Genomic DNA, 13,526 nt, shown 5'->3' on the forward strand with positions numbered 1-13,526 from the left:
TGACTGTTTCATGTGAGCGAGTCCGGGCGTGTACCGGATTCGCGATCGAAGAAAACCACCGGATGTGGTTTTCTTCACAAGCTCTGCCGGGTCGGCGGCGGTGCCGACCGCCGCCATGCGCTGGTCTGGCTGGCGTGGCTGGAGGTGACCATGTCGATGCGTTGAGACGGGCCGCCACACGGCTGCAACACGGCCCGGCGATGATGGCCGGACCGCCGGGAGCGCGTCGGTGGCGACGGCTCCAGCGCGCGGCCATCGTTTGCGCAGCAGGTGTCATGCTCCGTTTCCCCTCCGCCGCATCGCACCGTTACATGCTTACCCTGGTCTGTCTCGCCCTGCTGGCCGCGGCTGCCGGCATTTTCCACTACGGCCGGGCGAGCGCGAACGTCGCGTCGGACGCCGCTGTTCCATCGTCCGCCGACCCGGCAGACGCCCCGGGCGACGAGGCGCAAAGCGGCAGCGCGATTTTGCTCGGCCTGGCCCGCGACGCGATGCATGACGGACGTCTGGTTGCGCCGGCCGGCAGCAATGCGTTCGAGTTCTACCTGAGCGTGCTGCAGCTGGAACCGGACAACCGCACCGCCAACGAGGCCCTGCGCGAATCGTTCCCGCGTGCCGCGGAGGAGATCGAGCGCACCATCAACCAGAAGGGCCTGGACGAGGCGCGCCGCGAGATCGACCTGCTGCGCGAGTTCGACCGCAACAACTTCACCCTGGCGCTGCTCGGCGGCAAGCTCTCTGCCGCACGCAACATCGAGCGGCGGCAGCACGAAACCGAAGCCGATCGCATCCGCCAGGCGAACGTGGAGCGCGGTGCGCTGTGATACCCGGTCAGGCGGACACCAGGTAGGCGTCCTTCAGTCGCACATAGTGGTCGGCCGAGTAGTGCAGCTGCTCGATCTCGCGTTCGCCCAGCCGGCGCACGAACCTTGCCGGGTTGCCCAGCCACAGTTCGCCCTCGCCGACCACCTTGCCCGGCGGCAGCAGCGCGCCGGCGCCGACGAAGCCGTGCTTCATCACCACCGCGCCGTCCAGCACGCTGGCGTGCATGCCGATCAGGCAGTAGTCGCCGATCGTGCAGGCGTGCACCACCGCGGCGTGGCCGACGGTGACGCCCTCGCCGATCAGGCACGGGTAGCCGGGTCCGTACGGGCCGGCGTGGGCGACGTGCACGATGGCGCCGTCCTGGATGCTGGTCTTGGCGCCGACGCGGATATGGTTGACGTCGCCGCGCAGCACCGCGCCGGGCCAGATCGAGACGTCGTCGCCCAGCGCCACGTCGCCGATCACGCTGGCGGCGGGGTCGACGTGGACGCGCTGGCCGAGGCGGGGCACGATGCCCTTGAAACTGCGCAGGGGATTCATCGGCCCATTCTAGCGGCACCGCACCGCCGTGCTTGATTTCGGCCGGCGCGCTCGCCACGCTGGCGGTCTGCCAAGGAGCGCCCATGAGTGCCAACAACCCGCTGCTCGCCGACGACTCGCTGCCGGCGTTCTCGCAGATCCGCCCCGAACACGTCGAACCGGCGATCGACACCATCCTCGCCGACTACCGTGCCGGCATCGACGCACTGACCGCACCTGGCGCGCCGCACGACTTCGGCCACGTGATGCTGACCCAGGAGCGGCTGGAGCAGCGTCTGGCGCGGGCCTGGGCGCCGGTGTCGCATCTGCACGCGGTGGCCGACAGCGAGGCCCTGCGCAAGGTCTACGGGCCGGCCGAGGAAAAGCTCACCGAGCACGCGATCGAGCTGGGCCAGAACCGCGACCTGTACGCCGCGGTGCGGGCGCTGGCCGAGGCGGCGGATTTCGCCGCGTTGCCGCGGCCCGAGCGCGCGCTGGTCGAACATGCGCTGCGCGACTTCAAGCTGTCCGGCGTGGCGCTGGAGGAACCGGCGCGTTCGCGCTTCCGCGCGATCGGGGTGGAGCTGAGCAAGCTCTCCACCGAATTCTCGAACGCCGTGCTCGACGCCAGCGAGGCGTGGCACGAGCACATCACCGACGAACGCGACCTCGCCGGTATCCCCGAATCCGGCCGCGCGGTACTGCGCCAGTACGCCGCGGATCAGGGCCTGGACGGCTATCTGGTCACCCTGAAACAGCCCAGCGTGCAGGCGGTGCTGACCTACGCCGACAACCGCGGCCTGCGTGAGCGGGTGTACTGGGCCTACCAGACGCGCGCCTCCGACCAGGGCCCGAACGCGGGCAAGTTCGACAACAGCATGCGCATCGAGCGGATCATGGCGTTGCGCCACGAGGCCGCGCAGCTGCTCGGCTTCGCCAACGCGGCGGAGGAATCGCTGGCGACCAAGATGGCCGCCTCGCCGACCGAGGTGCTGGAGTTCCTGCACGACCTGGCGGTGCGGGCGAAGCCGGTGGCGCAGCGCGAGCTGGCCCGGCTGCGCGAATTCGCCAGCACCGAGCTGAAGCTCGACAACCTCGAATCGTGGGACGTCGGCTACGCGTCGGAGAAGCTGCGCCAGCGCGACTACGCGCTGGACGAGGAACAGCTGAAACCGTACTTCCCGCTGCCGACGGTGATCGACGGCCTGTTCGGCCTCGCCGGGAAGCTCTACGGCATCACCCTCGCCCCGCGCGAGGGCGTCGACGTGTGGCATCCCGAGGTGCGCTACTACGACGTACGCGATGCGAGCGGCCGCGTGTTCGCCGGCACCTACGTGGATCTCTACGCACGCAATGGCAAGCGCGGCGGCGCGTGGATGGACGTCTGCCGCGCCCGCTTCGACGACGGCGAACAGCGGCAGTTGCCGGTGGCCTTCCTCACCTGCAACTTCGCGCCACCCACCGAGGGCAAGCCGGCCCTGCTCACCCACGACGACGTGCTGACCCTGTTCCACGAATTCGGCCACGGCCTGCACCACCTGCTCACCGAGATCGCACTGCCCTCGATCGGCGGCATCGACGGCGTCGAGTGGGATGCGGTGGAGCTGCCCAGCCAGTTCATGGAGAACTTCGGCTGGAACCGCGAGGCGCTGGACCTGTTCGCGCGCCACTGGCAGACCGGCGAGCGGCTGCCGGACGAGCTGTTCGAACGCATGCTGGCCGCGCGGCACTTCCACGCCGGGCTGTTCCTGGTGCGCCAGCTGGAATTCGCGCTGTTCGATTTCCTGCTGCACCTGGAGTACGACCCTGTGCAGGGCGCGCGCGCGCTGGCGGTGCTGGAGGAGGTGCGCAAGCAGGTCGCGGTGCTGCACCCGCCGGCCTGGCAGCGCTTCCCGCACGGCTTCAGTCACATCTTCGCTGGCGGCTACGCGGCCGGCTACTACAGCTACCTGTGGGCCGAGCTGCTCAGCGCCGACGCGTTCGGCGCGTTCGAGGAGCGTGCGGGCGAACGCGGCAGCGTGATCGACCGAGCCACCGGCGAGCGCTTCCGCCGCGAGTTCCTCGCTGTCGGCGCCAGCCGCCCGGCGCTGGAGAGCTTCGTCGCCTTCCGTGGACGCAAGCCCGAGCCGGAAGCACTGCTGCGCGGCCACGGGCTGGGCTACCGACATCCCGCGTAGGAGCCCGCTCGCGGGCGATGCTTTGAAAGCCGTGATTCGGGATTCGCAAGAGCAAAAGCATCGCCCGCGAGCGGGCTCCTACACGGGCACAAAAAAGCCCGCCGAAGCGGGCTTTTTCGAGGCGTTGAAGTCCGTGGACTTCAGGCCGCCTGCACTTCCTCAGCCTGCAGGCCCTTCTGGCCCTTGGTGACGATGAACGTGACGCGCTGACCTTCCTGCAGGGACTTGAAGCCCGTGCCCTGGATCGCGCGGAAATGCACGAACAGGTCATCACCGCTTTCCGGGGTGATGAAGCCGAAACCCTTGGCGTCGTTGAACCACTTGACAGTACCGCTCTGACGATCCGACATGTAACTTTACCTTTGAAGCATGGATGTGTTTGCGGTCCAATGCGCAAGGCACGGGTCGCAAAGTAGAAGCAAAAATAGGAGTTTCCTCGGACTCTTGCCCGCGCAGCATACACTGGAATATGCGTTTCCGGTGATTTTTCCACCACTTCCGTTCATCTGGCAGTATCCCACCGGTCGCCGGGGGGCCGCCGGCGCTTCCCGTACAATGCGGGCATGAAGATCGCCTCGTGGAACGTCAATTCGCTGAAGGTGCGTCTGCCGCAGTTGACCCAATGGCTGGCCGACGCGCGCCCGGAGGTACTGGCGCTGCAGGAAACCAAGCTGGAGGACGCGAAGTTCCCGGTGGACGAACTGGCCGCGGCCGGCTACCGCGTGGTGTATTCGGGCCAGAAGACCTACAACGGCGTGGCCATCCTGGCCCGCGACGAGCTCACCGACGTGGTCACCGACATCCCCGACCTGGACGACCCGCAGCGGCGCATCCTGGCCGCCACCATCGGCCACCTGCGCGTGGTCGACCTGTACGTGGTCAACGGCAAGGCGGTCGGTGACGAGAAATACGCGTACAAGCTGGATTGGCTGGCCAAGGTGCGCGAATTCCTGGCGCGTGAGCTGGAACGCCACCCGAACCTGGTGGTGCTGGGCGACTTCAACATCTGCCCGGACGACCGCGACGTCTACGACCCGGTCGCCTGGGGCGAGGACATCCTGTGCTCGCCGCCGGAGCGCGCCGCGCTGAAGGCAATCACCGGCCTCGGCCTGCATGACAGCTTCCGGCTGTTCCAGTCCGACGCCGGGCACTTCAGCTGGTGGGACTACCGGCAGGCCGCCTTCCGCCGCAACATGGGCCTGCGCATCGATCTGATCCTGATCGGCGAAGCCTTGAAATCCGCTGCCACCGCGGCGGCGATCGACCGCGAGCCGCGCCGCTGGGAACGCCCCTCCGACCACACGCCGGTGACGCTGGAACTGGATATCTGAAGCAATGACATCGAAGACTGAATGGCCCAGCTCGCTGGACGATCGTGAACTGGACGAGCTGGACCGCTACCTGCGCGCGCACACCGGCGAGGGCGACCTGCTGCTGGACGGCGTGCACGGACTGCTCTCGGCGCTGGCGGTCGGCCCGCTGCTGGTGCTGCCGGACGAATGGCTGCCCGAGGTGCTGCACGAACCGTTCACCGACAAGGACGAAGGCAACCGCGTGCTCGCACTGCTGGCCAAGCTCAACGACTCGATCGTTGCCGAGCTGGACGTGGACGCCTACGAGCCGATCCTCGGCGAGGTCGAGACGGAAACCGGTCCGATGCTGTCCGCCGCCGGCTGGTGCGAAGGCTTCAGCCGTGGCATCGACCTGCGCGCCGGGCTGTGGGAAGGCCGGCTGGGCGAAGACCCGCAGCTGATGGAACTGCTCGGCCCGGTGATGGCGCTGGCGGTGGACGAGGGCATCCTCAGCGCCGACGCCGAGTTCGAGAAGCTGAGCGATGACGAATACGATGAATGCCTGGCCCAGCTGCCGGGCGTGCTCGGCGCGGTGAACCAGTACTGGCTGGCCAAGCCGGCCACCGAGGCGGAAGTCGAAGCGATGGTGCGCCAGCAGCAGCCCGCCGCCGGCGACGACGGCAACCCGCCGCGCCAGCGCAGTGGACACTGGGTGCATTGAGGCCGTCACGGGCGGCGAGCAGCATGCAAGGCATGAGCCCCGCTGCGCCGCTCTACGAACCCGCCAACACGCTGAAACCGGTCGCGCCTGGCCTGTGGATCGTCGACGGCCCGATCGTGCGCATGGCGACGCCCGTCGGCGGCATGCCGTTCCCCACCCGCATGACGGTGGCGCGATTGGCCGACGGCGACCTGTGGTGCCATTCGCCGATCGCGCCGGACGACGGCCTGTTCGCTGCCATCGACGCGTTGGGTCCGGTGCGCCATCTGGTCTCGCCGAACAAGCTGCACTACGCGCACATCGCGGCCTGGAAGCGGCGCTACCAGCAAGCGACGGCGTGGGCCTCGCCCGGCGTGCGCGAACGCGCGTCCAGCCAGCGCATCGCGGTGGATTTCGACACCGATCTGGCCTACGCCGCGGAGCAGGCCTGGGCCGGCGAGCTCGACCAGCGGCATTTCCGCGGCAGCCGCGCGATCGAGGAAGTGGTGTTCCTGCACCGTGCCAGCGGCACGCTGATTCTCGCCGACCTGATCGAGAACTTCGAGGCCGCCCGGTTCGGCACGGCGATGCGCTGGATCGCCCGCCTCGGCGGTGTGCTCGACCCCGACGGCAAGATGTCGCTGGCCATGCGCTTCACCTTCCGTGAACGGCGCACCGCCCGCGCGTGCCTGCAGCAGATGCTGGCGTGGCAGCCGCAGCGAGTGATCCTGGCCCACGGCCGCTGCTATCTGGAAAACGCCGGGACCGAACTGGCGCGCGCCTTTCGCTGGCTGGCCTGAGATCGTCGCGCCGGCGGAACGATCCGTTCCCGTCGTGGCGCTTGGATAACATGCTTCGCGCGATCATCTTGGCGCCATTGCATTCACCGGAGACCCGCCATGAGCGATCGCCACATTACCCGCCGCTTCCGCGGCATGGACACGTCCGACGGCGCCGGCGTGAAGCTGAAGCGGATCATCGGCCAGCCGGGACTGGACATGATCGATCCGTTCCTGATGCTGGACGAGTTCCGCTCCGACAGCGCCGACGACTACATCGCCGGCTTCCCCGAGCATCCGCATCGCGGCTTCGAGACGGTCACCTACATGCTGGCCGGGCACATGCGTCACGGCGACAACCACGGCAACCGCGGCGACCTCACCCCGGGCAGCGTGCAGTGGATGACCGCCGGCCGCGGCATCCTGCACTCGGAGATGCCGCAGCAGGAAAACGGCCTGATGTGGGGCTTCCAGCTGTGGGTGAACCTGCCGGCGAAGGACAAGATGACCGCGCCGCGCTATCAGGACATCGGCCCTGAGCGGATTCCCGTGGTGCGCCCGGCCGAGGGCGTCGAGGTGAAGGTGATTGCCGGCACGCTGGCCGGCGCCACCGGCCCGGTCGAGGGCGTCGTCACCGCGCCGGTGTACCTGGACGTCAGCCTGCAGCCGGGCGCGAAGTACACCCTGGAGCTGCCGGTCGGGCATCACGGCTTCGCCTACGTGTTCGACGGCGAGTCGACCCTGGTCGGCGGCGAGCAGTTGCAGCGCAGCGAGCTGGGCGTGCTGTCCGAGGGCGAGCAGCTGCAGCTGGCCGGCGGCGACCAGCCCTCGCGCCTGCTGGTGGTCGCCGGCCAGCCGCTGAATGAACAGGTCACCCGCTACGGCCCGTTCGTGATGAACACGCCCGAGCAGATCCACCAGGCGATCGCCGACTTCCGCGCCGGCAAGTTCTGAGAGCGCCGACCGTGTTGTAGGAGCCCGCTGGCGGGCGATGCTCTTTCGCCGCGTAACGAAAGGCATCGCCAGCCAGCGGGAGGATCACGGGCAGCGTTGCGGCCCGGCTGCACGAACGCCGCCACGGTGCCGGCAACGAAACCGGATGCGGAAGGTGGCGCCTGGGTTCAGCCCTTCACGCTGCCCAGCAGCAATCCCTGCAGGTAGTAGCGCTGCAGCGACAGGAACAGCAGCAGCACCGGCAGCACGGTGACCACCGAGCCGGCCATCATCAGTTCGCTGTCCTGCGCGTGTTCGCGCGCCAGCGAGGCCAGCCCGATGGGCAGGGTGTAGTGCTCCTGCCCGGTCAGCACGATCAGCGGCCACATGAAGTCGTTCCACGCGGCGAGGAAGCTGAAGATCGCCAGCGTCACGATGATCGGCTTGAGCAGCGGCAGCACGATCTGCACGAAGATCCGCCACTCGCCGGCGCCGTCGATGCGCGCCGCCTCCAGCAGTTCGTCGGGGATGCTGCGCGCGTACTGGCGCACCAGGAAGATGCCGAACACGCTGGCCAGCGCAGGCGCCACCACGCCGGCGTAGCTGTTGACCAGGCCCATGTACTTCAGCAGCAGGAACAGCGGCAGCATTGCCACCTGGGCGGGGATCACCAGCCCGCCCAGTAGCGCCTGGAACAGCCGCTCGCGCCCGGCGAAGCGCAGCTTGGCGAACGCGTAGCCGGCCATCAGGTTGAACACCAGCGAGAGTGCGGTGATCGCGCCGGCCACCAGCAGGCTGTTGAGCAGGTAGCGACCCATGCCGGCGCGCAGGAACAGCTCGCGGTAGTTCGCCCAACTCGGGTGCTTCGGCAACAGCGGCGGCGGCAGCGCGCCGGCCTCGCCCGGCGCCATGAACGACACCGACAGCATCCACAGCAGCGGGAACAGCGCCACCACTGCCATGCCGATCAGCAGGCCGTTGACCAGCGCCTTCGCCAGCCCAGGGTTCATGGCTCGTCTCCGCGGCGCGACAGCCTCAGCATCAGCGCGGTCACCGCGAACATGATCAGAAACAGCAGGAACGCCACCGCCGAGGCGGACCCGAGGTTCCACCACTTGAAGCCTTCGTCGTACATCAGGTACAGCACGCTCACCGTGCTCTGCAGCGGGCCGCCCTCGGTCATCACGTAGGGTTCGGCGAACAGCTGGAAATAGCCCGACACGGTGAGGATGCCCACCATCAGCATGGTGGGTTTCAGCATCGGCAGGGTGATATGGCGGAACTGCCGCCAGGCCGACGCGCCGTCGATGCGCGCGGCCTCGTACAGCTCCGGCGGGATCGCCTGCAGCCCGGCCAGGAAGATGATCATGTTGTAGCCGAAGTTCTTCCACACCGCGAACGCGATGATCGTCGGCATCGCCCAGTGCGGGTCGCCCAGCCAGTCCACCGGCTGGATGCCGACCAGGTCCAGCATGTAGTTCGTCATGCCGTATCTGGTGTTGAACAGGTAGCGCCAGATCACCGCCACCGCCACCACCGTGGTCACCACCGGCGCGAACAGCGCGGTGCGCAGCAGCGGCTTGCATCGCGCCAGCGGCGAGTTCAGCAGCATCGCCGCGCCCAGCGAGGCGCCCATCGACAACGGCACGCCTGCCGCCACGAAGTACACCGTGTGGCCCAGCGCGGACCAGAACAGTGGCCGGTGCAGCAGTTCCCAGTAATTGCCGAGCCCGACGAAGCGCAGGTTGCGGATGTCGGCCAGCGCGTAAAGGTCGTAGTCGGTGAGGCTGAGCACCAGCGCGGCCAGCACCGGCAGCAGGAAGAACACGCCGAGCACGACGAGTGCCGGGGCGACGAACAGCCAGGCGCTGCACGGCGAATTCATGGCCTGCGTCCGCGTGCGTGGTCGAGTACCCAGCGGTGCTTGGCCAGGATGGCGTCGGTGCGCCGGTCGATCTCGGCGGCGGCCTGGTCGATCGTCAGCCGGCCGGCGACCGCCTCGGCGGCGACCAGCTGCATCTCGTTGGCGATACGCTCCCACTCCGGCACCGGTGGGGTCGGCTTCACGTGTTCCAGCTGCTCGCGGAACGCGCGCAGCTTCGGGTCGTCGCGCAGCGCAGTGCCCTGCCACGAGCTGCGCCGCGGCGGCAGGTCGCCGAGCAGCTCGTAGAAGCGTTGCTGCACCGCCGGCTGCGACAGGTACTCGATCAGCTGCCAGGCCGCGTCCTTGTGCTTCGACGTGCGGAAGATCACCAGGCTGGAACCGCCGGCCACGCCGATGCCGGCGCCGGCGGGGCCTGGCAGCGGCGCCGTGGCCCAGTCGTCCTGCTGCGATGCGGGCAGGCGCGAGCGGAACTCGCCGATGTTCCATGGCCCGGACAGGTAGAACGCGTACAGGCCGCGGCCGAATTCCGTCCACGGGTTGCCGGCCTCGACGTTGGTGATCGGCGGCGCCTGCTGCAGCTTGAACGTGTCGACGTAGAACGCCAGTGCACGCTTGAAGCCGGCGCTTTCGAAGTTGCCGTAGCGGCCGCCGTCGCGCAGCAGCGGTTCGCTCTGCTGCAGCGCCAGCGACATCAGCTGCTCGTACTCGTTGGTCGGCAGCAGGATGCCGTAGCGATGCCGCGAAGGATCGCTCAGTGCGGCGAGCTGGCGCCGCCACTCGGCCCAGCTGCGCGGCGGCGCGTCGAAGCCGGCGGCCTCGAGCAGATCCTTGCGGTAGAACAGCAGCCGCGTGTCGACATACCACGGCACGCCATACAGCGTGCCGTCGATCACATTGGTGGCCCAGATGCTGGCGAAGTAATCGTGCGGCTGGATCACGGTGGAAGCATCCACGCGCGCCTGCAGCGGTTCCAGTGCGTCGAGCGCGGCCAGCTCGGGCAGCCAGGTGTTGCCGAGCTGGCTGACGTCCGGGGTGGAACCGCCGGCGAAGGCGGTGAGCAGCTTCTGGTGCGCCGCGGTCAGCGGCAGCTGCTGCACCTTCACGTGGATGTCCGGGTGCGCGCGCTCGAACGCCGGCAGCAGCTTGATGATCGCCTCGCCCTCGCGCCCGATGGTCCAGAAGGTGAGCTGCGTTCCCGGCGACGCCGGCGCGCAGCCGCCCAGCAAGACTCCGCCCGCGGCGATCGCGGCCAGCCACAGGCCGCGCCATGACCGTGGCGCTCGCTCGCCCGGCTTCATTTTTTCGCCGCCACCGTACCCAGCCAGCCGCCCTCGAAGCCGGCGCGTTCGAGTCCCTTGCGGATGTACGGATTCTTTTTCATCACCTTCCACACGAAGCCGTTGCGCCAGTTCTCGATCATCAACACGATCGGGCCCTGGTCGATGCCCAGCTGCAGGGTATCGACCCAGCCCACGCCGGGCACCAGTTTGCCGGTACGGAGCGTGGTGGGTGTGTGGAAGCTGAGGTTGAAGGCGTCGACGAAGCCGTACTTGTTGTAGATGTACTTGCCGTAGCGCTGCTGCATGGTCGCCAGCGCGGGGATCACGAGCTCCGGCGCGAACGCGATCGAACCGGCCGCCGCGGTCGGCGCGATGGTGCCGTCGTCGCTGATGTAGTCGAGTCCGACGCCGCGCGCGGTATAGCCATGGAACGTGCGATCGCCCTCGGCGCTCTTCACGACCAGGCCGCCGGGCCCGTTGCTGGCGGTGAGGCCCCATACGTTGGCGCCGTAGCCGGTCCAGTGGCCGGGATTGGCGATCGCGTAGCTGCGCTGCGCGTAGGTGGCGCGGCGACTGTTCTCGAAATAATCGAGATCATGCTCGCGGCTCCACGCATCGCGGATGCCGCGGAAGTCGACCCAGCTCTGGCTGTACTGGTGACCGAACATCGGCGCGAAGTTGAGGAAGGTCTGGCCCTGGAAGCTGCCCCAGGTCAGGTGGTTGGTGGACAGCCACGCCGTCCATGCGTCCGGCCCGACCGGGTGGGTCGGCGAGCCAAGCGCGAGGATGTAGACCAGCATGCCCTCGTTGTAGCCCTTCCAGTCGGACGGGATGAACTGGCCGCCCGGGGTCCAGCCCATGCTGATCAGCGGCTTGCGCGGCTGCATCCACGGCCAGTCGACGCGGCGGTAAATGGTGTCGGCGAGCTGGCGGATTTCGGCTTCCAGCGGCGTGTCGCGGTCGTAGTACGACTGCGCGAACAGCACGCCGCCGAGCAGCAGGGTGGTGTCCACGCTGGACAGCTCGGTCCAGCGCGCGAAGCGCTTGCCGCTGCGCATGTCGAGGAAGTGGTAGAAGAAGCCGTGGTAGCCGCTGGCGCCGTCCTCGCTGGCGTTCTGCGGCGCATCGGCGAAGAAGCGCAGCGTGGCCAGAGTGCGCTCGACCGCCTGCTCGCGCGTGATGTAGTGGCGCTCGACGCCGATGCCGTAGGCGGTCAGCCCGAAGCCCACCGCGGCGATCGAGGAGAACGACTGGCCCGGCCAGGAGTCGGGCACCAGTCCGTTCTGCGGGTTGCCGCTCTGCCAGAACCAGTCGAAGCTGCGCCGCTGGAGGTCGTCGACCAGCGTCTGTTGCCGGGCCGGCAGGTCGGCGTAGCCGAGGTTCGGTTGTCGCGCGGTGGCGGGTGTCTGCCAGCCGGCGCCGAATGCCAGCAGGGCGGTGAGGGCAATCGCGCGCAGGATACGGAAGGATCTGGACATGCTGAAACGCTCTCTCTTGCGGGGGAGTGTCGGGTGCGGCCCCGGTGCGATTTCGGGGCGCCGAGTGGGCTATCTCAGGCGACCATGGCCGGCGCCGTGCAGCAGCGGTCGATGAAGGCCTGGTGCGCCGGCATTACCTCGACGCAGCTGGCGACCACGTGGCTGACGCTGGCCATGAATCCGGCCAGCTCCGCGTCGGGCATCTGGTCGACCAGCGGGTGGTAGCCCTTCGGCGCGATGCGCTGGCCCAGCATCACCTGCACCCAGCTCGGGGTCGCGAACATCTCCTCGCCGTCGCGGAAGAAGCGGCCGCTGTCGCGGAACAGGCGGATGTTGTCCGCCAGCGGCGGCGGGATCGACATCATGCGGCACTGGTTCCAGAACGGCGTGTCGTCGCGTTCGGTGGCGTGGTAGTGCAGGATCAGGAAATCGCGGATGTGTTCGTACTCGAAGCGCGACTGCGCGTTGTAGCGTTCGGTCAGCACCGGGCTGAAGTCGTGCCGCGGGAACAGGTTGAGCAGGCGCGTGATGCCGGACTGGATCATGTAGATGCTGGTCGATTCCAGCGGTTCCAGGAAACCGCCGGCCAGGCCCAGCGCAACCACGTTGCGGCTCCAGGCCTGCCGGCGCACGCCGGTGGTGAAGCGCAGCAGCCGCGGTTCGCCCATCGGCGCGCCGTCGAGGTGGCCGAGCAGGGTGGTGGCGGCCTCGTCGTCGCTGACGTGGGCGCTGGAATACACATAGCCGTTGCCGGTGCGGTGCTGCAGCGGAATGCGCCACTGCCAGCCCGCCGGCCGTGCCGACGAGCGGGTATACGGCGTCGGCGGCCCGACCTTCTCGCAGGCCACTGCCAGCGCGCGGTCGCATGGCAGCCAGTGGCTGAAATCGAGGTAGCCGGTGTGCAGCGCCTGCTCGATCAGCAGGCCGCGGAAGCCGGAGCAGTCGATGAACAGCTCGCCCTCGATGCGCTCGCCGCTTTCCAGCACGATCGCCTCGACAAAGCCGTCGGCCGCCCGCAGCACGGTCTGCGCCACCTTGCCTTCGGTGCGGCGCACGCCGCGCTGCTCGGCGTAGCCGCGCAGGAAGCGCGCGTAGCGGCCGGCGTCGAAATGATAGGCGTAGGCGACGTTGGCCAGCGGCGAGCCCGGCGGCGCGTCGCTGGCCGACGGCATGAAGCGGCCGCGCGGCGCGGCCACCGTGTTCAGCGAGTACGCGCCAATCTCGTCCGCCTTGCCGGCCTGGCGTGCCTTGATCCAGTACTGGTGGAACGGCAGCAGACCGACGTCGTGGCCGATCGTGCCGAAGCCGTGCACGTAGCTGTCGCCGAGCCGGCCCCAGTCGTTGAACTGCACGCCGAGCTTGAACGTGCCCTGGGTGTTGCGCACGAACTCGACGTCGTCGATGCCGAGCAGGTTGTTGAACAGCTTGAGGTGCGGCACGGTGCCCTCGCCCACGCCGACCGTGCCGATTTCCTCCGACTCCACTAGGCGGATCGAGCAGCCGGCGTCGAGCACCTTGGCGAAAGCGGCGGCAGCCATCCAGCCGGCGGTGCCGCCGCCGACGATGACGATGTTCCTGATGCGCGGGTCGGTCATGGGAACCTGTGCCGGGGTCGGGTGGAAAAAGCAAAGCCCGCGAGGGGAGCGGGCTTTGCGGTG

13 protein-coding genes are annotated in these 13,526 nt (G+C 68.4%); 6 read left to right on the plus strand and 7 right to left on the minus strand.

All coding sequences use genetic code 11. The features are described from left to right. Positions 1–275: 275 nt before the first annotated feature. Positions 276–824 carry a hypothetical protein gene (locus UUA_RS15925; protein ID WP_008438713.1) on the plus strand — a complete coding sequence of 183 codons (549 nt, stop codon included), beginning with the start codon at positions 276–278 and terminating at the stop codon, positions 822–824. A gap of 7 nt (positions 825–831) precedes the next feature. Here the strand turns inward: UUA_RS15925 and UUA_RS15930 are convergent, their stop codons facing one another. Then, positions 832–1,365: a gamma carbonic anhydrase family protein gene (locus UUA_RS15930; RefSeq protein WP_008438715.1), complete on the minus strand. Its 534-nt coding sequence runs from the start codon at positions 1,363–1,365 to the stop codon at positions 832–834. 83 nt (positions 1,366–1,448) lie between these two features. On the opposite strand from UUA_RS15930, the gene UUA_RS15935 reads away from it, so the two are divergent. Next, positions 1,449–3,521 (plus strand): M3 family metallopeptidase, encoded by a 2,073-nt coding sequence (locus UUA_RS15935; RefSeq protein WP_008438717.1) that lies wholly within the window; start codon positions 1,449–1,451, stop codon positions 3,519–3,521. Between the two features lie 140 nt (positions 3,522–3,661). Here UUA_RS15935 and UUA_RS15940 read toward each other — a convergent pair whose 3' ends face one another. After that, on the minus strand, positions 3,662–3,871 hold the full coding sequence (locus UUA_RS15940; protein ID WP_008438719.1) for a cold-shock protein: 210 nt from the start codon (positions 3,869–3,871) through the stop codon (positions 3,662–3,664). A 213-nt stretch (positions 3,872–4,084) separates the two neighbouring features. Here UUA_RS15940 and xth point away from each other — a divergent pair, with 213 nt between their 5' ends. The 4 genes from xth (at position 4,085) to UUA_RS15960 (ending at position 7,246) form a co-directional block, all read left to right on the plus strand. Continuing rightward, on the plus strand, positions 4,085–4,852 hold the full coding sequence (gene xth, locus UUA_RS15945) for an exodeoxyribonuclease III (protein ID WP_008438721.1): 768 nt from the start codon (positions 4,085–4,087) through the stop codon (positions 4,850–4,852). 4 nt (positions 4,853–4,856) lie between these two features. Beyond that, the gene (locus tag UUA_RS15950) at positions 4,857–5,534 is read left to right on the plus strand and encodes a YecA/YgfB family protein (protein WP_008438723.1); all 678 of its coding nucleotides are present in this window, start codon (positions 4,857–4,859) and stop codon (positions 5,532–5,534) included. Between the two features lie 32 nt (positions 5,535–5,566). Beyond that, complete coding sequence (locus UUA_RS15955) at positions 5,567–6,313, plus strand: DUF4336 domain-containing protein (protein WP_008438725.1); 747 nt, start codon at positions 5,567–5,569, stop codon at positions 6,311–6,313. A gap of 99 nt (positions 6,314–6,412) precedes the next feature. Then, positions 6,413–7,246 (plus strand): pirin family protein, encoded by an 834-nt coding sequence (locus UUA_RS15960; RefSeq protein ID WP_008438726.1) that lies wholly within the window; start codon positions 6,413–6,415, stop codon positions 7,244–7,246. Positions 7,247–7,413: 167 nt separating this feature from the next. Here UUA_RS15960 and UUA_RS15965 read toward each other — a convergent pair whose 3' ends face one another. From UUA_RS15965 to UUA_RS15985, 5 genes are all read right to left on the minus strand, one after another. Next, on the minus strand, positions 7,414–8,235 hold the full coding sequence (locus UUA_RS15965; protein ID WP_008438727.1) for a carbohydrate ABC transporter permease: 822 nt from the start codon (positions 8,233–8,235) through the stop codon (positions 7,414–7,416). Then, a complete protein-coding gene (locus UUA_RS15970) occupies positions 8,232–9,110 on the minus strand; it encodes a carbohydrate ABC transporter permease (RefSeq protein ID WP_008438728.1) in 879 nt (292 codons plus the stop codon). The genes UUA_RS15965 and UUA_RS15970 overlap by 4 nt, the downstream gene beginning before the upstream one ends. Next, the gene (locus tag UUA_RS15975; RefSeq protein ID WP_008438729.1) at positions 9,107–10,408 is read right to left on the minus strand and encodes a sugar ABC transporter substrate-binding protein; all 1,302 of its coding nucleotides are present in this window, start codon (positions 10,406–10,408) and stop codon (positions 9,107–9,109) included. Before UUA_RS15975 ends, UUA_RS15970 begins: the two co-directional genes overlap by 4 nt. Further along, complete coding sequence (locus UUA_RS15980; protein ID WP_008438749.1) at positions 10,405–11,868, minus strand: glucoamylase family protein; 1,464 nt, start codon at positions 11,866–11,868, stop codon at positions 10,405–10,407. The genes UUA_RS15975 and UUA_RS15980 overlap by 4 nt, the downstream gene beginning before the upstream one ends. 74 nt (positions 11,869–11,942) lie before the next feature. Continuing rightward, complete coding sequence (locus UUA_RS15985) at positions 11,943–13,463, minus strand: tryptophan halogenase family protein (protein ID WP_008438750.1); 1,521 nt, start codon at positions 13,461–13,463, stop codon at positions 11,943–11,945. Between the last annotated feature and the right edge of the window lie 63 nt (positions 13,464–13,526).

Source organism: Rhodanobacter thiooxydans LCS2 (assembly GCF_000264375.1).
GTDB classification, from domain to species: domain Bacteria; phylum Pseudomonadota; class Gammaproteobacteria; order Xanthomonadales; family Rhodanobacteraceae; genus Rhodanobacter; species Rhodanobacter thiooxydans.